The organism is Vreelandella sp. L-15 (assembly GCF_056857635.1).
This window is the reverse complement of sequence record NZ_JBSXNN010000085.1, coordinates 1-23,065: the sequence shown is the minus strand read 5'-3', so window position 1 is coordinate 23,065 and position 23,065 is coordinate 1. Positions and strand designations below refer to the sequence as shown.

Below are 23,065 nucleotides of genomic sequence, written 5' to 3'. Positions count from 1 at the left end.
CTTAGGCCTGAGCGTTTGCAGTGGTGCCAGCGTAGAACTGCTCGTTATTCTGTGCCATAGCACGCAGCTTCTCGGTGGGTGCATAAAGCGGCCCCAGCTCTTGTGCTAAACGGTCGGCCAGCGCAACAAACTCGGCTACGCCCAGCGCGTCGATGTAGCGCAGCGCACCGCCACGGAAGGGAGGGAAGCCAATGCCGTAAATCAGCGCCATATCGGCTTCTGCGGGCGTATCGACAATGCCATCTTCCAAGCAACGCACAGTCTCAAGGCACAGCGGCACCATCATGCGAGCAATGATGTCCTCATCCGAAAACTCTTTTTGCTCTTTCACCACTTCTTTTACTAGTGCGTAAGCCTGCTCGTCGCTGACTTTCTTAGGCTTACCCTTCTTATCTTCTTCGTAGGCGTAGAAGCCTTTGTCGTTCTTCTGACCCAGGCGCTTGTTATCGTACATCACTTGAATAGCGGTTTTGCCTTCACGTGCCATACGATCCGGGAAGCCTTCGGCCATCACCTCGTTGGCGTGCACGGCGGTATCCATGCCGACGACATCCAGCAGGTACGCCGGGCCCATGGGCCAGCCAAACTTCTCCATGACTTTATCGACGCGCTGGAAGTCGGCACCCTGCTCGACCAGGAAGCTAAAGCCACCGAAGTAAGGGAAAAGCACACGGTTGACCAGGAACCCAGGGCAGTCATTCACCACGATGGGGGTTTTACCCATGGCCCGGGCATAAGCCACGGTTGCGGCAACGGCGGCGTCCGAGGTTTTCTCGCCACGAATGACTTCCACCAGCGGCATGCGGTGCACGGGGTTGAAGAAGTGCATGCCACAGAAGTTTTCCGGGCGCTTCAGGTTCTTAGCCAGACGGTTAATCGAAATGGTCGACGTGTTGGAAGTTAGAATCGTGTTCTCACTTACCTTGTCTTCTACTTCGGTCAACACGGCGTCTTTGACGTTGGGGTTCTCGACCACCGCTTCTACGACCAAATCGACATTACCGAAATCGCCGTAAGAGAGCGTTGGACGGATGTTAGAGAGTTTTTCGGCCATCTGCTCGGTGGTGAGCTTTTTACGCTCTACCTGTTTAGAGAACAGCTTGCGCGCCTCTTTCAGGCCTAGCTCGATGGCATCGTCCTTGATGTCTTTCATCAGGATCGGCGTACCCTTGCTGGCACTCTGGTAGGCGATACCCCCGCCCATGATGCCAGCACCCAACACGGCGGTTTGCTTGACTGGCTGCGCCTGCTTCTCGTACTTGCTGCCTTTCTTTTTAACGACTTGGTCGTTAATGAACAGACCTACCAAGTTGAAGGCAACGCTGCTCAGCGCGAGCTTGGCGAACGACTTGGCTTCAATGGCCTGCGCGCGGGCGCGAGTCTCACCGGCGCCCTTTTGAATCACTTTGATGGCTTCAACCGGGGCGGGATAGTGCGGGCCCGCTTTGCCAGCGACGTATCCTTTAGCGGTTTCGAACGCCATCATTTGTTCGATGGCGTTGAGTTTGAGCGGTGATTTTTTCTCTTCGCGACGAGCGTGATAATCCAATTCGCCTGCATTGGCGCGGTCGAGGATATCCAGTGCCGCCTCTTCCAACTGTTCGTGGGCAACAGCCGCATCCACAGCACCCACTTTAAGTGCTGCATCTGCGCGGTTTTCAGTGCCACCCGCAATCCACTCAACGGCGTTATCGGCACCTATCAGGCGCGGCAGGCGCACGCAGCCACCCCAACCCGGCAGAATGCCCAGCTTGGTTTCTGGCAGGCCAATTTTGGCCTTCTCGCTCATCACGCGGAAATCGGTGGTCAGCAGCACTTCGCAACCGCCGCCCAGCGCCAACCCGTTGATCGCCGTCACGGTGGGGAAAGGCAGGTCCTCAATCGCATTGAAGATGTCGTGAACCTTGAGGTTCATCTCCACCAGATACTCTTCGCCCTTGTCGAACAGGCTGTGAAATTCGGTGATGTCGGCGCCGACGATAAAGGCGTCTTTGCCACTGCGTATCATCAGCCCTTTCAAACCACTTTCGGCCTGAATCGCTTTTACCGCATTGCCCAGCTCTGCCATAACGGCGCTGGATAGCTTATTGACGGACTCATCTTTCAAATCGAAAGTGAGAATTGCGATGTCATTGCCACCCAGGGTGTCACGACGCTCCACCGTGATGGCATTGCCTTGATAGATCATGCGCGCTCTCTCCACAAGTTCGGGCTGGCACGCCGTTGACGAGCCTGCCACGCATTTCATACGGTCGTTTGATTGCCTTAGCTTGGTTGAGTTACGCCAGTACGTCAAGCCCTGACTTTTGGCTAATCCGCTTGCTTGATAGACACCTTTCTAAATGCACACATTTCTTACGCTTTTTAAGCGCATAATGGCGTATCACATCGACTTTACCCGCTATCCCAACGATCATATACGTTTCATTGACGAGTTTTTAACGCTATGGGGACACTCTTAACTCCCGCCCGCATGGAAGCACTGCAAGGGCGCGTCGAAAGGATCGTAGAGCGCCTAAAGCCCTGGAGTTGGCTCTGGCCGCCCATGGCGTTTGCGGCCGGATTAGGCAGCTTTTTCCTCGTTGATCGCCAACAGTGGCTGGGGGCTGTTCTAGCACTGGGGCTGCTGTTTGCTTGGCTACTGCTACTATCCGAAAGTTTGATTGGCCGCTGGCTGGCCCATCGCGGTCATCCGACGCTGCCGAAAGGCATTACCGCTTTTATCGCTCAAATGATTCACCAGGAGACGCTGTTTTTTACCTTGCCGTTTATTCTGGTGACCACCGTGTGGAACAGCGGCCAAGCGCTGTTCGCGCTGTTGGTGATTGGCATGGCCGTGTGGTCGATTATCGATCCGCTCTACTACAAGCTCGCTGGGCGCTGGCGCAGTCTCTATTTTATGTTTCATGCCCAGTGTGTGTTCTTGGTACTACTGGTCATTCTGCCCATCATGGTGCACCTCACCACGGGACAGAGCCTACTGTTAGCATTGGTATTAACTGTTTTAGTGGCTCTACCTAGCTTTTGGCATTTATTGAAAAAGCGCTCCCTCGCGCGCTGGCTAGGCTTTTTTGCACTAACCGTGGTGCTGGCTTATGGGGCATGGCTTGGTCGCGTGTGGGTACCGCCCGCTAGCCTCTGGATGACCAGCACAGCGCTATCCCCAGCGTTTGATACACAGCAGCGCACACCTCAAGGCACCATGGCATTGACGCCTGATGCTATCCGCAGTAATGGGCTGTATGTGTATACCGCTATTCGTGCGCCTCGCGGATTAAGCGAAACTATCTACCATGCGTGGCATCATAACGGTGCAGAAATGGACACTGTGGAGCTTGCGATTAACGGCGGGCGCGAACAAGGCTACCGCGCATGGAGCCACAAGCAGAACTTCCCCGAAGACCCATCGGGGGAGTGGCGGGTCGATATTATGACGGACGGTGGCCAGCGGCTGGGCCTAATTCGGTTTACTGTGTCGGAAGATGCTGACAAGGCAACCGTCGCCGATAGCACCATTCAGCCTAGCGGGCTGAGCGCGCTTAATTTACGTCGTTTTATCCCTGGAAAGAACGGCACTCAAAGCGACTCATCAGAGCCGGAGTAGCAGAACACCTTGCATTCAGCGACGCAGCTTATGACAATTCGTTCACTTACACTTTTCGGCAGTTAGTTACCTATGGCATCAACAATTGGTTTTCGTATTGCTCGTTTGCCCCATCTGTGGCGCTCGATCCTCGATCGCAGGCTGGCACCATTAGGGCTGACCCAAACCCGGTGGGTGACTCTGTACCATCTTTGGAAACTGGGGGAAGGCAATCCTCAGTGTGATTTGGCGCGCGCGATCGGTGTCGAGGCGCCGTCGCTGGTGCGTACTTTAGGACAGTTGGAGGCGCAAGGTCTGGTCGAGCGTCGCGCCTGCGATGACGATCGACGCAGCAAACGGCTCTACCTTACTCCAGCCGCCATACCGCTCCTGGAGCAGATCGATAGTGTGGTACTGGCTGCGCGTCAGGAGATGCTAGCAGGCTTGAGCGAACAGGACCTGGACCAGTTGGATAAGTGGCTTGCGCTGATCGAATCCAACGGTCTGGCGATTCAGACAAGGGATCAAGATAGCCCCACAGCCTAATCGTTAGACGTTTCTTTGTTCCACGCCATCTGGCGCTAGCGGTTTGGCAGGTGGGTGGTCTGAAAGGCCGCTCAACGCCTTCTTGAGAGGTTCGATATCCGCCAAATAGCGCGTAAACCGCTCGGCGGTTTGTGATTCCCACCACCATAGCGTCAGCGAATGGGCGTTAGATTCCAATACCAACGCATCCTGGGGCAGACGCTCTAACAGAGTTCGTAAGTGTGTGCTGGCCACATCGGGCAAGGGACGCAGCGGCGCAATGCGCCAGCGCCAACCCGCGTGAAAAGGCTCCAAAGCGTCACTAGCGTTGGAGTCACGTACCAGTACAAAATCAGGCCCAGGCGCCTGTTGCGGGTAGTGCCAGCGATACGCGGGCATCGTGCCTCTAAAATGATGTAGAGGTGGTTTGGCCATTTTGACCGTCACCCCCTGACGCGCTGCGCAGGAGCGCAGCGCCATCTGGCGCTTTTGGCGCGGGCTTGGTTTTAACCACATGACTGGCGCAATCACAAACATCAGAATAAAAACGATGATCAACCATTCCATTGCAACGCTTACCCTCTTTTCGTCAAACTCAACTCGCAATATTTAAAAACTATGACCTAGGTCGTTGTTAAGATTCATTTTCAGACCTAAAGTAAAGGTATCGAACAAGAGCCTTTCTGTGTGCCACATCACCAAGGAGATACGCCATGAGCTATCGCCATATCCTGGTCGCCGTCGACTTAACCAAAGACTCTCACAAAATCCTTGAGCGTGCGGTGGCGATTGCCGAGCGCAACAACGGCGCGAAAATTTCGATCATGCACACTCTGGAACCCTTGGGATTCGCCTACGGCGGCGATATTCCTATGGATCTTACCAGCATCCAGGACCAGCTAGATGAGCATGCCAAGAAGCGCTTAGCGGAGATCGCCGCGCCTCACGTCGAGGCTGCTGACCAGCATGTGGTGGTAGGTATGCCAGACACGGAGATTCACCGCTTTGCCGAAGAGCACGACGTTGACCTCATCGTGGTCGGCTCCCATGGCCGTCACGGCTTTGCTTTGCTGCTTGGCTCCACCTCTACTGGCGTATTACGCGGCGCTCAGTGCGACGTTTTAGCCGTTCGTGTGGGCAAAAAAGGTGAAAAAAGCGACGAATAGCTTTTTTAACGGTAAAGGCCCCACCCGGGGCCTTTAGCATATAACAGCGCTAGCTATTCGCCATTGGCCATTGCTTCAAGCTCCATCCAACGCTCCATCGCCACTTCCAGTGCCTGCTGAACCTTCTCTAGCGCTTGCAGTTTAGCCGTCACAGCGGTGGCCTCCTGCTGATAAAACGCCGGGTCGCCAATCTCCTGCTCAAGCGTCTCTACGTCCCCCTCTAAGCGTTCAATCTCAGCGGGCAGCGCATCTAGCTCACGCTGTAGTTTGTAAGAGAGCTTAACGGCTTTTTTAGTCGGCTCCGCCGCTGGGGCTGGAGCAGCTTTTTTAACGGCCTCGCTGGTGGGCTCGGTTTGCTGCCGCGCCGCGCCTTCCCACGGTGCAGGGGGTAACTTACCGCCCTGGCGAATCCAGTCGGTATAGCCGCCCACGTATTCACGCACGCGCCCTTCACCTTCGAAGGCCAGCATGCTGGTCACCACGTTATCCATGAAGGTTCGGTCGTGGGAAACCAGAAGCAGCGTGCCATCAAAATCTAACAGCAGCTCTTCAAGCAGCTCCAACGTTTCCATGTCTAGGTCGTTGGTAGGCTCATCGAGCACCAGTACGTTAGCAGGCTGAGTAAACAGCTTGGCTAACAGCAGGCGATTGGACTCTCCCCCGGATAGCGCTTTCACTGGCTGACGCACGCGATCTGGGGTGAACAAGAAATCCTGCAGATAGCTCATCACATGGCGGTCTTTACCACCCACGCTGACTCGGTCGCTACCTTGGGCGACGTTATCGTAAACCGTTTTTTCCAGCTCAAGCCCGGCACGTAACTGGTCGAAATAGGCCACTTTGAGATTAGTACCTAACTGTACGCTGCCTTCGGTAGGGACTAGCTCGCCAAGCAATATTTTCAACAGCGTGGTTTTACCGGCACCGTTACGCCCCAAGAAGCCGATGCGGTCGCCACGCATCACTTCCAGGTTCACATTACGCAAGATCACCTCATCACCAAAGCGCTGAGTAACGCCTTTCAGCTCTACCACGCGCTTACCGGTCCGCTCTCCGCTATCCACGGTTAGGTTGGCTGTTCCCTGCCGCTCGCGGCGTTGACTACGCTCATTACGCATGGCCTCTAGCGCGCGGACCCGGCCTTCATTACGGGTGCGGCGCGCTTTAATACCTTGGCGTATCCAAGCTTCTTCTTGGGCGAGTTTTTTATCGAACTCGGCGTTCTCACGGGCTTCCACTTCCAGCTCATGCTGTTTGCGCGCCTGGTATTCAGCGTAGTTTCCGGGGTAGCGCCCGAGTTTGCCGCGATCCAGCTCAAGGATGTTAGTAGCGAGTTTCGACAAAAACGCCCGATCGTGGGTAATGAGCAATACGGCGCCATTAAAGGCAAGTAGCTGTTCTTCCAACCACGCAATGGTATCAAGATCCAGGTGGTTGGTGGGCTCATCAAGAAGTAACAGGTCAGGCTCTGACACTAGCGCGCGGGCCAGCGCTACACGACGACGCCAGCCACCGGACAGCGCGCTCATCTCGGCTTCTGGCGGCAGACCCAACCGGGTTAACACCACGTCGATACGCTGATGAAACGACCAGCCGTCAATGGCTTCAAGACGCGTTTGCAGCGTCGCCATGCGGTTCATATCCGGGTCTGGGTCGTTGATGAGGTGCTGATATTCAGACAGCAGCTCGCCCGCTTCGGGCAGGCCTTGAGCCACCATATCAAAAATCGTCATGCCCGAGGATTCAGGCAATTCCTGGGCCAGCACGCCAATTTTCAAGCCCGGCGCACGCCAGATGGAGCCGTCGTCGGCCTGAATATCGCCCGCCACCAGCTTTAGTAGCGTGGATTTACCGGTGCCGTTGCGCCCGACCAGCGCCAGCCGCTCGCCTCTTTCAACCGTCAGGTCGGCGCGATCGAGCAGTACTTGGGTGCCGTAAGCAAGTTGCAGCTGTTCGAGTCGTAACAGGGTCACGCAGTGTCCTCCTTCGTCGTGAGGCGCACAGTGTAACGCATGCTTCCGAATTACGATGCCCCCTTGTAGAGCCAAGCGAGACAACGTGCTAACGTCATAGGCTAATTAACAACAATAAAGCGGTGTTGAAAAACGCTGGTAAGGTGAAATCACCGTGACAGTGACAGTCTCCATGCATTTTGTTAATGAGTTATTTCGTGGCCTAACCGCTGCGGGGCAACCACCCACCCGCTATTTAGAACAAGCAGGCATTTCACCCTTTTTACTTAGTGCTCCTAATGGGCGCGTCACCGTTGAGCAATTTGCTGAGCTCTACCGCCTGCTGGCCGTTGAGCTAGACGATGAAACACCGCGTTTTTTCTCACGCCCTTTACGCTGTGGAACCCTCAAGCTGCTGTGCTTAAGTATGCTGGAAGCGCCTACCCTACAGGTCGCCCTGCATCGCTATACCCAGTTTTTTCGCATACTTCTGGATGATTTTGGCTACAGCTTTACGATTGAAGACGACTTAGCGCGTCTGGCGCTGGAAGAGCATGCGCCGCTGCAAGGCAGCCGCATTTTAGTCCATGAGCTGATGCTAAAACTTTTCCACGGCATCGCTTCCTGGATGATTGCTCGCAAGATACCGCCCGTTTTAATGGAGTGCAGCTACCCGCAGCCCGCCCACAGCGCCGACTACCTCTATTTTTATCCGGGAAAAGTGAAGTTCGACCAGCCACAAACAGCTGTTTACTTCGACAAGTCGCTCTTAGAACAGCCTATTCGGCAAACAAAGCAGCATTTGGGGGCTTTTTTACAACGCGCACCGGCGGATTGGTTTTATGTCTCGTTTGAAGACCGCTTAGCCACCCACCGGGTGAGAGAGCACCTCAGCCGTCACTTGCCGGAGGCGTGTACCGTTCAAGAGGTTGCCGAGGCGCTGCATGTCTCCGTACGGACGCTCTCGAGGCATTTACAACTAGAGGGTACGCGCTTTCAAGCTGTTAAGGATGAGTACCGGCGTGACTACGCTATTCAAGCGCTGACCCGAAGCCAGCGTACGCTATCTTCCATTGCAGAAACGCTTGGCTTTGAGGACTTAGCCTGCTTTAGCCGCGCCTTTAAGCAGTGGACAGGCAACTCCCCTGCCGCCTACCGTAAAGCACAGGCGACAAGGTGAGAGGTTCGCGCTTATATCTCGGTACGAATGCGCTTTTTATCTAGCTTGCCGACGCTGGTTTTAGGGATTTCATCGACGATACGAATCAGAGAGGGAACACCCCAACGGTTGAGTTTGCCTTGCGCCACAAACTGTTCCATAAAGCCCTGGATAGCCTCTACGGTAGGCGGCTGTTTGAGATCACTGGGCACCACCAGCGCGGCCGGGCGCTCTCCCCACTTATCATCTGCCACGCCTATCACCGCCACTTCGGCAACACCAGGACACTGGCTGATATAGCTTTCCAGCTCCAACGAGGACAGCCACTCGCCTCCGGTTTTAATGACATCTTTAATACGGTCGCTAATTGCTAGGAAACCATGCTCATCCAGAGAACCCACATCTCCGGTATGCAGCCAGCCATCCCGCCACAGCTCCTCACTACGCTTTTCTTCTTTATAGTAAGCCTGGGTTAGCCACGGGGCTTGGACACGCACCTCCCCGACACTTTTGCCATCGTGGGGGAGCGGCTGGCCGTCAACATCGACCACCTGCAGCCGCACGAACGGCACCGGAAGACCGGCCTTACAGCGCCAGGGAAGCTGGCTTTCGAAGTCAGCCTCCGCAACCTCCTTCGGCAAGATATCGGCAGTGAGCAGAGGACACGTTTCCGACATGCCATAAGCGCTGCGGGTGTCGATCCCAAGCGCCCAGGCACGGCTTGCCAACGCCTGGGTCAAGGCGCTACCTCCGACCAGCACTTTCCAGCCAGTCAAATCGACTTTTTTCGTCGCGATGGCCTCCGCGCTCACCACCATGTTGAGCAGTGTCGGTACGCAGTGAGAAAAATCGACCTTTTCACTGACCAGCAGCTTCACCAGCATCTCCGGCTCGTATTTGCCCGGGTACACTTGCGTCGCGCCCAGCAGCGTGGCGGTGTAAGGGACGCCCCAGGCATGCACGTGAAACATCGGCGTAATGGGCATATACACCTTGTCTCGGTTCAACAGCTCGAAGCCAGGCGCCTGGAACGTGCTGGCCTCGCCCAGCGTGTGCAACACCAGCTGACGATGAGTGAAGAACACCCCTTTCGGGTTGCCGGTCGTGCCGGTCGTGTAGAACAGCGTGGCCACGCCATTTTCATCGAACGTGGGGAAATCATAATGGCTGGGCTGGTCAGCCAGCAGGGCCTCGTACTCCCCCACCAGTGGCAGCGACGTCGAGACGTCACGGCGCTCTTCCTGACAAAGCACGTAGCCACGAATATCGGGAAGTTGCTGCGCCAGCGGCTCCAGCAGAGGCACGAAGTCTTCATGCACCAGCACAAAGACATCTTCTGCGTGCTCCATGGTGTAAAGAATCTGTTCGGGTGCTAAACGGACGTTCACCGTATGCAGCACCGCACCGATCATGGGGATGGCGAAAAAGCACTCCAAATAACGGTGGCTGTCCCAATCCAGTACGGCCACCACGTCTCCAGCCTGAACGCCTTGTGAGGCCAGAAGGTGGGCCAACTGATGGACCCGCTCTTGAAATCGGCGGTAGTCGTGGCGGCTTTGATCGCGATACACAATTTGGTTGCTGCCCGCCATGCGCACACCCGACTCCAGCAGATCCTTGATCAGCATGGGAGGGTTGGTGGCAGAGGACGTAGAAGGAAGCAGTTTTGGGGTTATCGTCGACATAAGACATACCTTTGATTGTTGTTAGATACCCGGTGCGGCTTAGCGCTCGATCAATAGCGCGATACCTTGCCCACCGCCAATGCAGAGCGTAATGAGCCCATATCGCCCCTGAATGCGTTCCAGCTCATGCAGCGCTTTCAAGATTAAGATAGCGCCTGTCGCCCCCACGGGATGGCCAAGGGCAACCGCCCCGCCATTGGGATTTAACTTTTCCAATGGAAAACCAAGCGTCGATGCCACCGCCATCGCTTGGGCCGCAAACGCTTCATTGGATTCAATCACATCGATATCGTTGATCGTAAGCCCTGCCTGCTGAAGACAGCGCTTGACTGCTGGAATAGGCCCCAAACCCATTAGCGATGGTTCGACCCCCGCCGTGGTGGCCACCCGCAGCCGAGCACGTACCGTCAGCCCACGCGCCTGTGCCTCTTCGGCATGAGCCAAAACCAGCGTTGCCGCGCCATCATTAATACCCGAGGCGTTGCCAGCCGTGACCACGCCGTCGCGTTTGAAAGCAGGTTTTAGACGCGCTAAATCACCGAGTTCAACGCCCTCACGGACATGCTCATCACGGGCAAAGGTCAGCGTTTGCTTCCCTTTCGTCACCTCAACTGGAACGATTTGAGTATCAAAACGCCCTTCTGATATAGCCCGCGCTGCTTTTTGATGGCTATCAAGGGCGAACTGATCCAACTGCTCACGACTCAGCCCGTACTGCTGAGCAATATTTTCAGCGGTGATCCCCATATGGCCACTGCCGAACGGGTCGCTAAGCACCCCAAGGGTTAAATCTTGAATGGAGCAATCCCCCATACGAATACCGTTACGCGCCTGGGGGGCTAACACATAGGCACCACGGGACATGGTTTCGGCACCGCCTGCTAAGGCAAGTCGGCTGTCGCCTAAGGCAATTTGCTGCGCAGCCGACACCACCGCTTGCACACCGGAGCCGCACAGCCGATTGACATTAAAGGCACCGGCTTCTTTTGGGACGCCTGCATTGAGCGCAATATGGCGGGCCAAATAGGCATCTTCAGGGCCGGTGGTGATAATATGACCGTACACAGAGTGGTCAATGTCATTGCCTTCCACCCCTGCTCGGCGCAGCGCTTCTATGGCCGTAAGGGTACCTAGCTCATGCGGGGCAAAGGATGACAGCGCCCCACCAAACCCACCGATGGCCGTGCGTGCACCGCCCACAATGACTACGCTATCCAGCTGCATACATGCTCCTTGTTAACAATACTCAGGTCCTAACATCACAGGTCCTTGCATCACGGGGCCTTGCCCAGCAGCGAACGCGCGATCACCTCTTTCATGATCTCGGAGCTGCCGGCGTAAATCGTTTGTACCCGTGCATCCAGATAAAAGCGTGAAATGGGGTACTCCTGGGTGTAGCCGTAGCCACCAAACAGCTGCAAGCAGCGATCAATCGCGTGGCACTGCAGTTCGCTCAGCTGTAACTTGAGAATAGCCGCATCGGTGCTACTCATGGTGCCTTGACGATACCGTTCGACGCACTGATCGAAATAGGCTCTTGCCATCTCCAGCTGGGCTTTAATCTGCGCCAGCGTAAAGCGGGTATTTTGAAAGTCGGCGATTCGCTGGCCAAAGGCTTCCCGCTGGCTGACGTACTCAAGCGTTAGCGCTAGCGCACCTTCTATCGCCCCCAAAGCTTGGGCACCCACGCCTAAACGCTCCCGGGGCAGCTCTTGCATGAGGTAGCGAAACCCTTCGCCCTCGTTGCCCAATAGCGCGTCTGCGGGCAACTTCAACTGATCAAAGGCCAGCTCCGCAGTGTCGCTGGCATGCTGGCCAATTTTCTTGATCGGTTTACCTCGGGAAAAGCCGGGCAGCGACGTTTCCACTAAAAATAGCGAGACCCCTTTGGCGCCGGCACAGGGATCGGTTTTCGCGCACACGATCACCAGATCGGCCACCTGACCATTGGTGATGAACAGCTTGCCACCGTTGAGCAACCAGCCATCCTCTACCCGCGTGGCGCGGGTTTTCATCGCAGCCAAATCACTCCCGGCGTGGGGTTCGCTCATGGCAATGGCCCCCAGGCTCTCCCCCAAGGCCATGCGCGGCAGCCACTTTTCCTTCTGCTCAGGTGTCCCCAGCTTCTGGACATACGGCATGACAATATTGGCGTGGATGTTGTAAGCACTGGCGAGGCCACCAAAGCCCTGACGAGACATCTCTTCGAGCACCCTTTGCGTGATGGCGATATCGGCCTCTGAGCCACCGTACGCTTCTGCCAGGTCAATACCCAACAGCCCTGCCGCCCCCAGCGCCAGCCACAGGGAGCGTGGTATTTCCCCCGCCTCCTCCCACTGCTGGTAAAAAGGCGCTACTTCCTGTGCTAAACAGCGGGTAATCATGGGCTGAAAGAGCCCCAGCTCCTGGTCGTCCATCATGACTCTCCCAGCGCCTGGCGCAGATGGCGCTTGAGAATTTTACCTGCCGTACTCTTGGGCAGTGCGTCGGTAAACATCACCCGCTTGGGTACCTTGTAAGGGGCGATCAGGTCCTTGGCGTGTCGAATCAGCTCCGCTTCACTGGCGCTTTGCCCCTCCTTGAGCACCACCACCGCGGTAATCGCCTCGATCCATTTGTCATCGGGTAGCCCCACGACCGCCACCTCTGAAACCGCCATGTGCTTGAACAGCACCTCTTCCACTTCTCGACTGGCGACCAGCACACCGCCGGTATTGATCACGTCCTTGATACGGTCGACGATGTACAAATAGCCCGCTTCATCGACATACCCCACGTCTCCAGAGTGGAACCAGCCTCCCTGAAATGCCTCCGCGGTCATCTCAGGTTTGTCCCAGTAGCCCAGCATGAGCTGCGGAGAACGATGGACAATTTCCCCATGCTCTCCAGGCGGAACATCGTTGCCCTCCAGATCGACGATGCGCGTTTCGACCGTGAGAATCGGTCGTCCAGCAGAGGCCGGCCGTTCGGCATGCTCTTCTGGTCGCAAAACAGTCGCCAGGGGCGCTATTTCGCTCTGTCCGTAGCAGTTGTACAGGCCGACACCATCAAAGCGCTGCTGCATCTCTTCGAGTACCGGCACCGGCATGATGGAGGCCCCGTAATAGGCTTTTCTGAGGCTCGAGAGATCATACTGATCAAAGTGAGGGTGCCGTAACAGACTGATCCACACGGTAGGAGGAGCAAAAAAAGAGCTGATCTGGTGCTGTGAAATGGCAGCCAGGCAGCTTTCCGGCAGGGGGGCTTCCAGCAGAATGACGGGCGCTCCCAGCAGTAGCGCAGGCATCAGAAACACGTGCATTTGCGCCGAGTGGTACAAGGGCAGCGCTGCCAGCACGACGTCATCTGCCTGGATATCCAACTCCACCATGCACGCCATGTATTCGGCCATGAGCGCTTGATGGCTCATGATGGCAGCCTTGGGCGCTGCCGTGGTACCAGAGGTATATAGCAACTGGGCAACGCTGGCCCCCTCCAGCGCAACGTCTGGCTCATGGGCAGCATGAGCCTGAGAAGCATGGAGCCCGTGGGTACACGCCAGTACGTCGAAGGCGTCTTCTTGAAGCGATGCCCCCTCCGCCTGCAGGGTACCGTTGACGACCAGCGACAGCCCCGCGACGGCAGCGCGAACCTTGTCACCTAGCACCGTGTCACTCAGTACCCCTTTTGCGCCCGACTGCTCCAGAATGTAGCGAAGCTCGTCACTGCTCAGCGCAAAATTGACAGGGACGTGAATCAGGCCCGCCTTGCTACAGGCCAGCCACGCGATCACATAGGCATCCGAGTTTTTACCGTATACCGCCAAGCGATCGCCCGGCGCCAGCCCTGCTTCCAGCAGCGCATTTGCCACCTGGTTGGCCGCGTTATTGAGCGCTTGATAACTCCACGTACGCTCGCCGAACGTCAAGGCCCGCTTCTGGGCATGCTTGCGCGCGCTGCGGTTAAGCGCAGCGCCAATCGTATTGCGATGAATGTTATCTACAGACGTCATGGCTGTTTAACCCTTTACGAGTGGGCAGACACTTTCAGACAGTGGCCGGAACGCTTCCTCGGCAGGAATGGTGCGGACCACCCGGAACAAGTCGTCTTCATCTACTGACTTTGCTGGGGTTTTGACTTCCACGAGGTACATGTCGTGGACCATACGGCCGTCTTCACGGATATAGCCATTTTTGGCAAAAATATCGTTAATCGGCGTATCGGCCATCTGCTGGCGCACCGTCTGTGTATCGTCGGTACCCACCGCTGCAATGGCCTCTAGATAGTGGCGCGTGCTGGAATAAATCCCGGCGTGAACCATGGTCGGCATGCTGCCTGTGCGCTCACGAAAACGTTCTGCCCAGGCCCGCGTCTCTTCGTTAAGGTCGTAATACCACGCCTTGGTAAACTGCAGCCCTTGCGCATTCTCAAGACCAATACTGCGGATATCGGTACTAAACAGCACCATACCTGCCAGCACCTGGCCGGCCTGGGTAATACCAAACTCACCCGCTGTTTGTACCGCGTTAATGGTGTCGCCACCGGCATTGTTTAAGGCAATGACATCTTCGCCAGAGGCTTGCGCTTGTAACATGAACGATGAGAAATCGTTATTGGGGAATGGATGACGCGCACGCCCTACGATGGTGCCACCGTTTTCAGTGACCACGCGCTCGACGTCTGCTTCCAACGCATGACCAAAAGAGTAGTCGGCACTCAACAAGTACCAGTTTTTGTAGCCTTCTTCGGTAATGGCTTTAGCGGTGCCGTTCGACATTGCCCAGGTGTCATACACCCAGTGAATATGATGCGTAGAGCAGTGTTCGTTGGTCACGCCGGAGGAGACGGCACCATTCACCAGCCCCAGCTTGTCGGCCTCCTGCAGCAGACTGACGGCCGCCAACGTGACCGATGATGCCACCAGGCCCGTGACCATATCGACGTTGCGCTCATCGATCCATTCACGCACCACGCTGGAGCCCACGTCAGGGCTGTTACGATCATCGGCACTGAACACCACGATATCCGCACCGTTGACACTGCCACCAACATCCTCAATCGCCATCTGAATGGCATCGAGCCCCAGAGGACCGATAGGATCGCGGTACACACCTGACATATCGGCCAGATAGCCAATGCGGATTTCGTTATCAGAAATCCCTTCATGGGCGGCGACAAACGGAACGAAGCCTGCAGCAACCACCGCAGAGGCTAACGCAGACAGGGTGAAACGACGTGATAACGGCATGAGGGTACCTCGCTATTGTTGTTATTGAGGTGAAAATCACAACGCTGGTGTTGCGCCTTCACTCATTGAATCACGAGCATGGCGGTGACTCATTTTCATGGTAAGAGCAAACAGGCCTGCACTGTTTACCTATTGAGCCAGTTTTTTTGCAATTCGTGCCATTTGCAGTGTGATCCTTGCCACGTTCATGGCGGCTTGCGTTGGCGAGCCAAGCGGCACCAGCGTTACAATGGGGCCACTGGCCCATAGGAGAGATGACCACCTTGGCGACTCAGCAAGCACACAACGCGTTACCTGAAGCGCTACAGTTTCGCCCCAGCACACCGCTGGTCGATATTGGCGCCAACCTGACCCATGAGAGCTTTCAGCGCGACTTGAGCGACGTGATTGCCAGGGCCCGAGCTGCCAACGTGACCACAATGATCGTGACCGGCACCGATGTCGCCCACGCTAAGCAGGCCTTGCAAATGGCGCAGCAGTACGCGGGGGTCTACGCAACGGCGGGCGTTCATCCCCATGATGCCAGTGGGTGGAATGACACGGTCGCCCAAGAAATGCGGCAGCTTTACCGTATGCCGGAGGTTGTGGCGGTTGGCGAGTGCGGGTTAGATTTTAATCGCAACTTTTCAACCCCAGAGCAGCAGGAGCGTGCGTTCGAGGCGCAGTTGGCTCTGTCAGCAGAAAGCGGCCTGCCGCTGTTTTTGCATGAGCGGGATGCTGGCAAGCGAATGCAAGACATACTGCGCAGTTGGCGAAATGATATTAGCCAAGCGGTTATACACTGCTTTACGGCAGACCAAGAGACGCTGCATGGCTATCTTGATTTAGATCTGCACATTGGTTTGACAGGCTGGATATGCGATGAGCGCAGAGGCCATCACCTGCGCGACATGGTGCGCGATATACCGCTAGACCGCCTGATGGTGGAAACCGACTGCCCTTACCTACTGCCCCGCAATTTGCCTGCTAAATTGAAGGGACGCCGCCACGAACCAGCGCTACTGCCCTGGATTGTTAAAGAAATAGCCCGCTGGCATGACGTGAGTGATACCGAGCTTGGCGTGGCGACCACTCGCACCGCCCAGCGTTTTTTCCGAATTGAAGCGGACGCTTAAAAGGAGCAACTGCGTGGCTGACTATCCTGGATTTATTGCCATTGAAATAGGCGAAGATAATGGCTTGCCGCTCTCTATTGCGTGGTCGTTACCCGACGGACGAATCAAACAAACGCTGATCCAGCCGGACGACAGCTGGATCACCGAAGATAGCAATGTGATGGGCGCTTACAGCATTGAGGAGTTAGAGAGCCTAGGCGTCAGCCCTCTAGATGTGATTCGTGAATTAGAGAACGACCACTTCTCTGCCACGCTATACACCAGCGATAACGGCGAAGATGAGGCCGCGCTGGCGCGTTTGTTTGACACCTACGGCCTGGACCCTTTTGTAGAGCTGGCACCCGCAGGGGTACTTTACGATCAGATCAGCTCTAGTGAATGGCACCGCCTACGTAGCGAGATGTTTAACGACTTGGGCTTAGAGCCAATGCGTCCAGAGCACGAAGTTAAGGTGATGCTCACGTTGCACCAACAGCTTAATGAAAAAGATTAAGCGCTAACTTCAGTGGCTGCTAGCAGCGCTCTGCCTGCGGCTATTGCCTGTTCCAACGTATCGCCCTGCTGATAGTAGCGCGCCAAGGCTAAGTAAAACGCATTGGCGCGTTGCGGCAACCCTTCTGCTAAATAGCGCTGCGCCCGGGCAGCGACTCTCTGCGCAAAGGCATCTCGATCTACCTCTACTTCGCCCCCTAGGTTATCCACGCTCACGTGGAAGGTACGCCCGCAGGCCTGGGTGAATAGCTGTTCCAGCGCCTGAGGAGCAATTTCAGCATTTTCGAATGCTTGCTGCTCTTGGGCGTTACGGCCATCGGGCAAGTACCAATAGCCATAATCTTCTAACAGTCGCCTTTCTTTGCCCGCAATACACCAATGGCTGATTTCATGTAGCGCACTGGCAAAGTAACCACGCGCAAAAATGACCTGATGATAAGGCGTTTGATCGGTGGCTGGTCGATACAGCGGCTCATCGCCTCCTTTTATCAAACGCGTCTGGTAATGCGCCGCAAAGACGCCATCAAACAGCGCCATAATATCGCCCAGGGTCCAACGCTCTTGCTCTTCAATCACCATATTGCCACTTTTCCCATGCATTTCGCGCAGTATACCCGCTGTGGCTTAACCAGCTAAAGAGGAGACAGCAAAGCGCAGCGACTCCTGCTACTCTATCGGCCTTTCTTAGGTCTCTTGGCTAAAGGGGAGCCATACCTTGGGCGGCTTTACTAGCGATATCAAATCCATCTATTGGCCAGAAACTCGCACACTTGTTGCGCTGGCCTTGCCTATTTGCGGCGCTCAGCTAGCCCAGGCGGGCATGAGCGTTGTCGATGTCATGATGACAGGTAGACACAACGCAACGGACTTAGCCGCCGTATCAGTGGGCTCAAGCTTATGGATGCCGCTGATGCTGTTTATGACCGGCACGCTGATGGGGCTAACGCCGATCGTGGCGCACTTATTAGGCGGCCAGCGCAATAACGATATACGCCCAGCCGTACATCAAGCCCTTTGGGTGGCGTTGGCATTAGGCATCACTGCCGCTGGTTTATTATGGGTCGCCGTTACACCTATTTTTGAACTGATGAACGTTCCTCCTGGTGTTGCACAGGAGTCGGCGGCTTATCTAAGCGCCGTTGCTTTTGGAATGCCTGGGATCGCGCTTTTTCAAGCGTTACGCGCCTTTTCAGATGGCATGAATCATACTCGCCCTGCTCTCTGGATCAGCCTTGTGGGCCTTGCCGTTAACATCCCCTTTAACTATTTGCTCATTTACGGTGGTGATGGCCTAGTCAATCTATTGGGTACTGGCATCCCTAATAGCTTGCAACAGCTACCGGCGCTGGGGGCTTTTGGCTGCGGTATTGCCACCGCTATTTCGATGTGGACAATGGCCATCGCGATGGCGCTTTATACAAGGCGCGGAAACACCTACCGCAGCGTTTCACTTTGGGAGCAGCTTACGCCGCCACAATGGGCGGGCATTCGTGAACTTGTGGTGGTGGGTGTGCCTATCGGCGTCGCGATTTTTGTTGAAGTCACTCTATTTACTCTGATCGCGCTTTTTATAGCCAGCTTTGGAGAAGTTACTGTAGGTGCGCACCAAATCGCCCTCAGTTACACCACCATTCTGTTTATGCTGCCCATGTCGTTAAGCATGGCGTTGACCGTTCGAGTAGGTAATACGCTGGGCCAGCGACGCTTAGCCATGGCACGTAAAGTTGCCTGGAATGGCATTACGATTAGCGTCATCGTTGCGGCGATCAATAGCACGCTATTGTGGTTTACGGCCCCAACAGTGATTTCGCTATACACATCCAATACTGAGATCCAGGCATTAGCATTAACTATTATCGCGCTAGCGGTTATTTTTCAGCTGTCGGATTCTCTGCAGGTAAATTTAGCAGGGGCCTTACGAGGCTACAAAGACACGCGCATTGTCATGGTCATTACCGTGCTCTCTTATTGGATTGTGGGCTTAGGAGGGGGCCACTGGTTAGGAGCCTATGGCTTGGGAGTTGTGTCTGAACCAATGGGTGTACACGGTTACTGGATTGGGCTGATTGCTGGTCTCAGCACAGCCGCTATATTGCTGGCTTGGCGATTAAAAACGATCAGCCAACAGGAGTCCCCAAGCAACGTTACGGCAAGTGGCTAGCCGCTTCGGCGAGCCTATTTCTGGTGGGATATGGTGACAACAGCGCCGACCAAGCCTGGCGCAGCAGTCTGAACAGTGGCTGACCCACGTCAATCAATTAATTGACGTTCACCCTATTTCCTCCCCTGAGGCTATTACGGCCTATCAAACTTCGTGGTTCTCTATGAGTGAGTAACCCTGAGGCACCTTGGCTACAATTTCAGAATGCTTTGGAGGAGCGCCAGCAACTAAAAGCGGCATTTTCTGCCTGTGATGTCGATTAAAAATCATGTTTACGCTTAACCTCGCGCTCAAGCTGTGCTATTGGTGAAGGTAGCGGCAGGCGGTGTTCACTGTCTGCCAATGTCGTGACCACGCAGTACAAGGAGGGACACCATGGGCGCACCCCTGTCAACTCGCTCTGCCCAGGTCATCGACCTGGAAACCGTGCGTCAGCGTCAGCAGGCGCGAAAGTGTTTAGTTCGTTTAGCACCAGAGCTAGATGGCTTAGAGATGGTCTACCAGCTCGCTGCGAGTCCCGACACCTACTACGGCCTGCCCATTCTTGCCTGGGGGCTTAGGGAAGATGGCAACGTTGTGGGGCTTGTTCCTTGGATGGAGTCGCTGGCGGCCTGCCATGAGCTGGATAGCCATGAAAGTGGTTTCTTCGTCGGCTACCGAGACCCTGAAACCGACGAAATTTTCGAGCTTCCCCCTGACCATAAGTACGATGAGCTAAACGCCGCTGCCAGCTATTTTGAGTATGAGGCTTCTAGCGAAATTACGCTGATTCAACAGCTTCCTGATACTTTGGGCACACATGCACTCTGCATGAACCACCCTAATGCGCCATGGCACATGAAGCCTGTGTACGGATGGCGGCTGTATAGTGATGGCAGCATAGAAGCGATGGTGGCAGACGAGCAAAAAGCCACCATGACCCCCATTTTACTGGGCGACAAGTGCTTGTACGACGCGCATTCTCGGCATCAAACCGTCTATTTCTTCCAACGCCATATTGCTAATCGCATTCTGGAAGAGGATCCAGCCACGCTTGAGGCACTCGCCATGATGGTAGTGCCGAGTAGTGATCACGCTTAGCGATAATAGGCAAGGCGCTACACCCTTAGTCGTTGAGCGCCTTGCTTTGGCTCCACAAGATCACGCTAAGCGGATAAAGTAGACGTACTGATCGTCTGCGATATTTTTATCTATCAGCTCGTGCCCTAAAAATTGACAAAATTTTGGCACATCGCGCGTAGTCGCAGGGTCGGTTGCCACGACCTTCAATACTTGGCCTGCTGTCATATCACGGACTTTATTATGCATCAGCATAATAGGCTCAGGGCAATACAGCCCGGTGGTATCTAGTTCAGCGTCAAACGCGTTGTGGTCATCGGTATTATCAGTCATCGACTCTCTCGGTTAGGAAACAGACACTATGATAAAAATCATCATTGAACGGCGCATTATGCCCGGTTTAGAGGACGAATATGAACAAGCAGCGCGCGAAGCAATGCGTGTGTCACTGGGCGTTAGAGGCTTCGTTGGTGGTGAAACCTTGGTTGAGCTTGGCCACACAGACCGCCGTTTAATGATTACCAAATGGCGCGACTTGCGCGCTTGGAAAGAGTGGCACGCCAGTGAAGAGCGCGCCATGGCAATGCAGCGTATTTTACCGCTACTTACCGAAGACGAAACCATCCGCATTTATGAGCCAGGCTACTAGCCCAGCGGCGGATACCTGCCAGGTTAGTGAGCCAGCCTAACGTATACCGTCACCTCTTCCCGATCATGGTAGAGGTGGCGACAACGAATAGTGGCCCCTACGCCCGCTGTCGCTAACGCTTCTTCTAGCGTTGTCAAACAGCGAGTTACTTCATCCCAGCGCTTTTTCATCGGCAGCTTGAGGTTAAAAATGGCCTCCCGGCACCACTTGCGCGTCAGCCAGCGCTCAACCATGGCCAAGACCCGTACTGGCTTGTCGACGATGTCACACACCAGCCAGTCCAAACGCTGGGGCGGCTCCCAGGTAAAGCCATCTTCACGTAGGTGATCGATCTGCCCGGTGGCCATGAGCTGTTTGTCCATTGGGCCGTTATCGATGGCATAGACATACATACCACGCTGCACAAGCTGCCATGTCCAGCCACCTGGCGCTGCGCCTAAATCAGCCGCCTGCATATGCGTAGCTAGGCGCTCGTCCCACTCTCCTCGGGGGATAAACTCGTGCCAGGCTTCTTCGAGCTTCAACGTTGAACGGCTAGGTGCTCTGGATGGAAAACGCAGGCGACGAATTCCGTTAATTAACTCACTGCGGTTATCGGGAAAGCTCATGCCTAGCTGCACACGATCACCGTCTGTCCAAAAAATATGCAAGCGGCGAGCCCCCGCCTTACCCCGTAATGCACCACGCTTTTTCAACATACTCTGAAGAGGTTTTGTCAGCGCTTTAATTAATCCGGCTAGCGCTTTGCCATCATTAGTATCCGGCGTTTCGTGCCAAATTTCTTCAAAGCTCCAGCGGCTTGCTTTGACCTGATCTAAAATCGCCGTAAGCCGATCATCCCGAGACAGGGTCAACGCGGGCAGCGCTGCTAAACTTTGCCTCGCAAATATGAGCCGTTTAAAGGCTGCCTGACGGTGTAAATCATTTATCGCCTCGCCATCATGGCGCGTTAAACTTACCCAGCCTTCACCTTGCATCGGCTCACAGGGAACCCCCTGTTGCTTCGCATGGTGCTGCATCTCTGCCAACGCATCGTGTTCAAAACCTGGCCGGCAGTAAACAAGCCATGACGTGGGTACCGTGTCACTCACCTTTCACCTCTAACATAATCTGCAACCCATAAACGCGATATAACAGCTTGCTCGCGTAGCGGCCTGCATCATAGCACTTTATGCGCACCTCACTCTAAGCGCGTCGTCTTTTCGTTCGAAGTGTCGTACACTACTAGCTTGATATCTCGACAGTCCTTTCTTTATGGAGAGGGCTTTTTTTATGTCATTCAATACCATTTGTATAACGACGCAACCAGCCTTTTGCTACTGCGTTTGCCAAGGAGAGCATCATGGGGCAGCGACCTCCCCTTATAATCAATCGACTTGATGCAGACCGCTTGCAGCGCCTGATTGATGCAGCGACTGAAAAGGATCAAATGGTGGCCGAGCTGTTACAAGATGAGCTTAGTCACGGGGAAATAGTCAATCCCGAAGAGATTCCTGATAACGTTGTGAGCATGAATAGCCAAATTCAGTTTACCGATCTCACCCGTAATCAGCAGATGGTACGTACACTGGTTTACCCGCACTCTCTCGGTAACACCGAAGATGCCATCTCCATTATGGCCCCCATCGGTGCTAGTCTTTTAGGTGTGAAGGTAGGCGATACTATCGATTGGCCACTGCCTAACCGACAGGCAACCCGTTTACGGGTAGACGCCATTCTATGGCAGCCTGAACGCGAGAAACAGTACCACCGCTAATCGTTTAGTAACCTATTTAGCCGCCCCTAACGGGCGGCTTTTTATTGCCGATCCCCCCGGACGGAGCATGCCCACAGCAAAAAGCCCCGAACATGCTGTGTTCGGGGCTTTTCTTCGGCGCAACAAAAAACCCAGCCGTTTGGCTGGGTTTTTTGCGGTATAGGTGCCTGACGATGACCTACTCTCGCATGGGGAGACCCCACACTACCATCGGCGCTAAGCGGTTTCACTGCTGAGTTCGGCATGGGATCAGGTGGTTCACGCTCGCTATGGTCGTCAGGCGTAACTGTAAATGCATACCATGCTGTGTTTTGTGTGCGTCTCTTACCAAGCCGTTTGATCGGCTCAGTACACGTATCCGGTTATCCGAGTGTTTTCACACTCATCGTTATCACGGCGACCAGACCCCTTGGGTGTTATAGGGTCAAGCCTCACGGGCCATTAGTACACGTTAGCTCAACGCCTTGCAGCGCTTCCACACCGTGCCTATCAACCAGCTGGTCTCGCTGGGCCCTTTAGGAGACTCGAGGTCTCAG

21 protein-coding genes and 2 rRNA genes are annotated in these 23,065 nt (G+C 55.1%); 10 read left to right on the top strand and 13 right to left on the bottom strand.

Going from position 1 to position 23,065, the window contains the following annotated elements; translation table 11 throughout:
* Nucleotide 1: 1 nt before the first annotated feature.
* Nucleotides 2–2,188, bottom strand: coding sequence for a fatty acid oxidation complex subunit alpha FadB (gene fadB, locus AC13CY_RS12735; RefSeq protein WP_062362021.1), 2,187 nt, complete (start codon nt 2,186–2,188; stop codon nt 2–4).
* A 258-nt stretch (nt 2,189–2,446) separates the two neighbouring features.
* Between fadB and AC13CY_RS12730 the strand changes: the two genes are divergently transcribed.
* Both AC13CY_RS12730 and slyA read left to right on the top strand, forming a co-directional pair.
* Nucleotides 2,447–3,604 carry a DUF5924 family protein gene (locus tag AC13CY_RS12730; protein ID WP_137094187.1) on the top strand — a complete coding sequence of 386 codons (1,158 nt, stop codon included), beginning with the start codon at nt 2,447–2,449 and terminating at the stop codon, nt 3,602–3,604.
* 72 nt (nt 3,605–3,676) lie between these two features.
* A complete protein-coding gene (gene slyA / locus AC13CY_RS12725) occupies nt 3,677–4,129 on the top strand; it encodes a transcriptional regulator SlyA (protein ID WP_054641086.1) in 453 nt (150 codons plus the stop codon).
* A 3-nt stretch (nt 4,130–4,132) separates the two neighbouring features.
* Here the strand turns inward: slyA and AC13CY_RS12720 are convergent, their stop codons facing one another.
* A complete protein-coding gene (locus AC13CY_RS12720; protein ID WP_044629773.1) occupies nt 4,133–4,675 on the bottom strand; it encodes a hypothetical protein in 543 nt (180 codons plus the stop codon).
* Nucleotides 4,676–4,821: 146 nt separating this feature from the next.
* On the opposite strand from AC13CY_RS12720, the gene AC13CY_RS12715 reads away from it, so the two are divergent.
* Nucleotides 4,822–5,274: a universal stress protein gene (locus AC13CY_RS12715; RefSeq protein WP_044629774.1), complete on the top strand. Its 453-nt coding sequence runs from the start codon at nt 4,822–4,824 to the stop codon at nt 5,272–5,274.
* A 53-nt stretch (nt 5,275–5,327) separates the two neighbouring features.
* Here AC13CY_RS12715 and AC13CY_RS12710 read toward each other — a convergent pair whose 3' ends face one another.
* Nucleotides 5,328–7,247, bottom strand: coding sequence for an ATP-binding cassette domain-containing protein (locus tag AC13CY_RS12710; RefSeq protein WP_044629775.1), 1,920 nt, complete (start codon nt 7,245–7,247; stop codon nt 5,328–5,330).
* 154 nt (nt 7,248–7,401) lie between these two features.
* Here AC13CY_RS12710 and AC13CY_RS12705 point away from each other — a divergent pair, with 154 nt between their 5' ends.
* Nucleotides 7,402–8,406: an AraC family transcriptional regulator gene (locus tag AC13CY_RS12705; protein WP_082051457.1), complete on the top strand. Its 1,005-nt coding sequence runs from the start codon at nt 7,402–7,404 to the stop codon at nt 8,404–8,406.
* 11 nt (nt 8,407–8,417) lie between these two features.
* Here the strand turns inward: AC13CY_RS12705 and AC13CY_RS12700 are convergent, their stop codons facing one another.
* Genes AC13CY_RS12700 through AC13CY_RS12680 form a run of 5 tightly spaced genes read right to left on the bottom strand, consistent with a single transcriptional unit; the run spans nt 8,418 to nt 15,297 of the window.
* A complete protein-coding gene (locus tag AC13CY_RS12700; protein WP_483052624.1) occupies nt 8,418–10,070 on the bottom strand; it encodes a fatty acid--CoA ligase in 1,653 nt (550 codons plus the stop codon).
* 39 nt (nt 10,071–10,109) lie between these two features.
* Nucleotides 10,110–11,294, bottom strand: coding sequence for a beta-ketothiolase BktB (gene bktB, locus AC13CY_RS12695; protein ID WP_044629778.1), 1,185 nt, complete (start codon nt 11,292–11,294; stop codon nt 10,110–10,112).
* A gap of 50 nt (nt 11,295–11,344) precedes the next feature.
* Complete coding sequence (locus tag AC13CY_RS12690; RefSeq protein WP_483052637.1) at nt 11,345–12,487, bottom strand: acyl-CoA dehydrogenase family protein; 1,143 nt, start codon at nt 12,485–12,487, stop codon at nt 11,345–11,347.
* Nucleotides 12,487–14,061, bottom strand: a complete 1,575-nt coding sequence (locus AC13CY_RS12685) for a fatty acyl-CoA synthetase (RefSeq protein WP_483052623.1) — start codon at nt 14,059–14,061, stop codon at nt 12,487–12,489. Before AC13CY_RS12685 ends, AC13CY_RS12690 begins: the two co-directional genes overlap by 1 nt.
* A 6-nt stretch (nt 14,062–14,067) precedes the next feature.
* Entirely contained in the window at nt 14,068–15,297 is a 1,230-nt protein-coding gene (locus AC13CY_RS12680; protein ID WP_483052622.1) for an ABC transporter substrate-binding protein, read from the bottom strand.
* Nucleotides 15,298–15,551: 254 nt separating this feature from the next.
* Between AC13CY_RS12680 and AC13CY_RS12675 the strand changes: the two genes are divergently transcribed.
* Nucleotides 15,552–16,412: a TatD family hydrolase gene (locus tag AC13CY_RS12675; RefSeq protein ID WP_427722637.1), complete on the top strand. Its 861-nt coding sequence runs from the start codon at nt 15,552–15,554 to the stop codon at nt 16,410–16,412.
* A gap of 13 nt (nt 16,413–16,425) precedes the next feature.
* Nucleotides 16,426–16,905 carry a hypothetical protein gene (locus tag AC13CY_RS12670; RefSeq protein WP_044629783.1) on the top strand — a complete coding sequence of 160 codons (480 nt, stop codon included), beginning with the start codon at nt 16,426–16,428 and terminating at the stop codon, nt 16,903–16,905.
* On the opposite strand, the gene AC13CY_RS12665 is transcribed toward AC13CY_RS12670, so the two are convergent.
* A complete protein-coding gene (locus AC13CY_RS12665; protein ID WP_058577833.1) occupies nt 16,902–17,483 on the bottom strand; it encodes an elongation factor P hydroxylase in 582 nt (193 codons plus the stop codon). The genes AC13CY_RS12670 and AC13CY_RS12665 overlap by 4 nt on opposite strands.
* Before the next feature lie 136 nt (nt 17,484–17,619).
* Here AC13CY_RS12665 and AC13CY_RS12660 point away from each other — a divergent pair, with 136 nt between their 5' ends.
* Both AC13CY_RS12660 and AC13CY_RS12655 read left to right on the top strand, forming a co-directional pair.
* Nucleotides 17,620–19,065, top strand: a complete 1,446-nt coding sequence (locus AC13CY_RS12660) for an MATE family efflux transporter (protein ID WP_062362004.1) — start codon at nt 17,620–17,622, stop codon at nt 19,063–19,065.
* A gap of 375 nt (nt 19,066–19,440) precedes the next feature.
* Complete coding sequence (locus tag AC13CY_RS12655) at nt 19,441–20,145, top strand: hypothetical protein (RefSeq protein ID WP_044629786.1); 705 nt, start codon at nt 19,441–19,443, stop codon at nt 20,143–20,145.
* Between the two features lie 60 nt (nt 20,146–20,205).
* Here AC13CY_RS12655 and tusA read toward each other — a convergent pair whose 3' ends face one another.
* Entirely contained in the window at nt 20,206–20,457 is a 252-nt protein-coding gene (gene tusA, locus AC13CY_RS12650) for a sulfurtransferase TusA (protein ID WP_044629787.1), read from the bottom strand.
* 28 nt (nt 20,458–20,485) lie between these two features.
* On the opposite strand from tusA, the gene AC13CY_RS12645 reads away from it, so the two are divergent.
* Nucleotides 20,486–20,773 (top strand): antibiotic biosynthesis monooxygenase family protein, encoded by a 288-nt coding sequence (locus AC13CY_RS12645; protein ID WP_044629788.1) that lies wholly within the window; start codon nt 20,486–20,488, stop codon nt 20,771–20,773.
* Nucleotides 20,774–20,796: 23 nt separating this feature from the next.
* Here the strand turns inward: AC13CY_RS12645 and rlmM are convergent, their stop codons facing one another.
* Nucleotides 20,797–21,864 carry a 23S rRNA (cytidine(2498)-2'-O)-methyltransferase RlmM gene (rlmM, locus tag AC13CY_RS12640; RefSeq protein ID WP_058577831.1) on the bottom strand — a complete coding sequence of 356 codons (1,068 nt, stop codon included), beginning with the start codon at nt 21,862–21,864 and terminating at the stop codon, nt 20,797–20,799.
* A gap of 251 nt (nt 21,865–22,115) precedes the next feature.
* Between rlmM and rnk the strand changes: the two genes are divergently transcribed.
* A complete protein-coding gene (rnk, locus tag AC13CY_RS12635) occupies nt 22,116–22,529 on the top strand; it encodes a nucleoside diphosphate kinase regulator (protein ID WP_172514353.1) in 414 nt (137 codons plus the stop codon).
* A gap of 165 nt (nt 22,530–22,694) precedes the next feature.
* Here rnk and rrf read toward each other — a convergent pair.
* Both rrf and AC13CY_RS12625 read right to left on the bottom strand, forming a co-directional pair.
* A 5S ribosomal RNA gene (gene rrf, locus AC13CY_RS12630) occupies nt 22,695–22,810 on the bottom strand.
* A gap of 139 nt (nt 22,811–22,949) precedes the next feature.
* A 23S ribosomal RNA gene (locus AC13CY_RS12625) occupies nt 22,950–23,065 on the bottom strand; the annotation flags it as partial.

Excerpts from the sequence above, each read along its gene's own strand:
- fadB (WP_062362021.1), bottom strand. The coding sequence starts at position 2,188 with ATGATCTATCAAGGCAATGCCATCACGGTGGAGCGTCGTGACACCCTG.
- AC13CY_RS12730 (WP_137094187.1), top strand. The coding sequence starts at position 2,447 with ATGGGGACACTCTTAACTCCCGCCCGCATGGAAGCACTGCAAGGGCGC.
- slyA (WP_054641086.1), top strand. The coding sequence starts at position 3,677 with ATGGCATCAACAATTGGTTTTCGTATTGCTCGTTTGCCCCATCTGTGG.
- AC13CY_RS12720 (WP_044629773.1), bottom strand. The coding sequence starts at position 4,675 with ATGGAATGGTTGATCATCGTTTTTATTCTGATGTTTGTGATTGCGCCA.
- AC13CY_RS12715 (WP_044629774.1), top strand. The coding sequence starts at position 4,822 with ATGAGCTATCGCCATATCCTGGTCGCCGTCGACTTAACCAAAGACTCT.
- AC13CY_RS12700 (WP_483052624.1), bottom strand. The coding sequence starts at position 10,070 with ATGTCGACGATAACCCCAAAACTGCTTCCTTCTACGTCCTCTGCCACC.
- bktB (WP_044629778.1), bottom strand. The coding sequence starts at position 11,294 with ATGCAGCTGGATAGCGTAGTCATTGTGGGCGGTGCACGCACGGCCATC.
- AC13CY_RS12690 (WP_483052637.1), bottom strand. The coding sequence starts at position 12,487 with ATGGACGACCAGGAGCTGGGGCTCTTTCAGCCCATGATTACCCGCTGT.
- AC13CY_RS12685 (WP_483052623.1), bottom strand. The coding sequence starts at position 14,061 with ATGACGTCTGTAGATAACATTCATCGCAATACGATTGGCGCTGCGCTT.
- AC13CY_RS12680 (WP_483052622.1), bottom strand. The coding sequence starts at position 15,297 with ATGCCGTTATCACGTCGTTTCACCCTGTCTGCGTTAGCCTCTGCGGTG.
- AC13CY_RS12675 (WP_427722637.1), top strand. The coding sequence starts at position 15,552 with ATGACCACCTTGGCGACTCAGCAAGCACACAACGCGTTACCTGAAGCG.
- AC13CY_RS12665 (WP_058577833.1), bottom strand. The coding sequence starts at position 17,483 with ATGGTGATTGAAGAGCAAGAGCGTTGGACCCTGGGCGATATTATGGCG.
- AC13CY_RS12655 (WP_044629786.1), top strand. The coding sequence starts at position 19,441 with ATGGGCGCACCCCTGTCAACTCGCTCTGCCCAGGTCATCGACCTGGAA.
- tusA (WP_044629787.1), bottom strand. The coding sequence starts at position 20,457 with ATGACTGATAATACCGATGACCACAACGCGTTTGACGCTGAACTAGAT.
- AC13CY_RS12645 (WP_044629788.1), top strand. The coding sequence starts at position 20,486 with ATGATAAAAATCATCATTGAACGGCGCATTATGCCCGGTTTAGAGGAC.
- rnk (WP_172514353.1), top strand. The coding sequence starts at position 22,116 with ATGGGGCAGCGACCTCCCCTTATAATCAATCGACTTGATGCAGACCGC.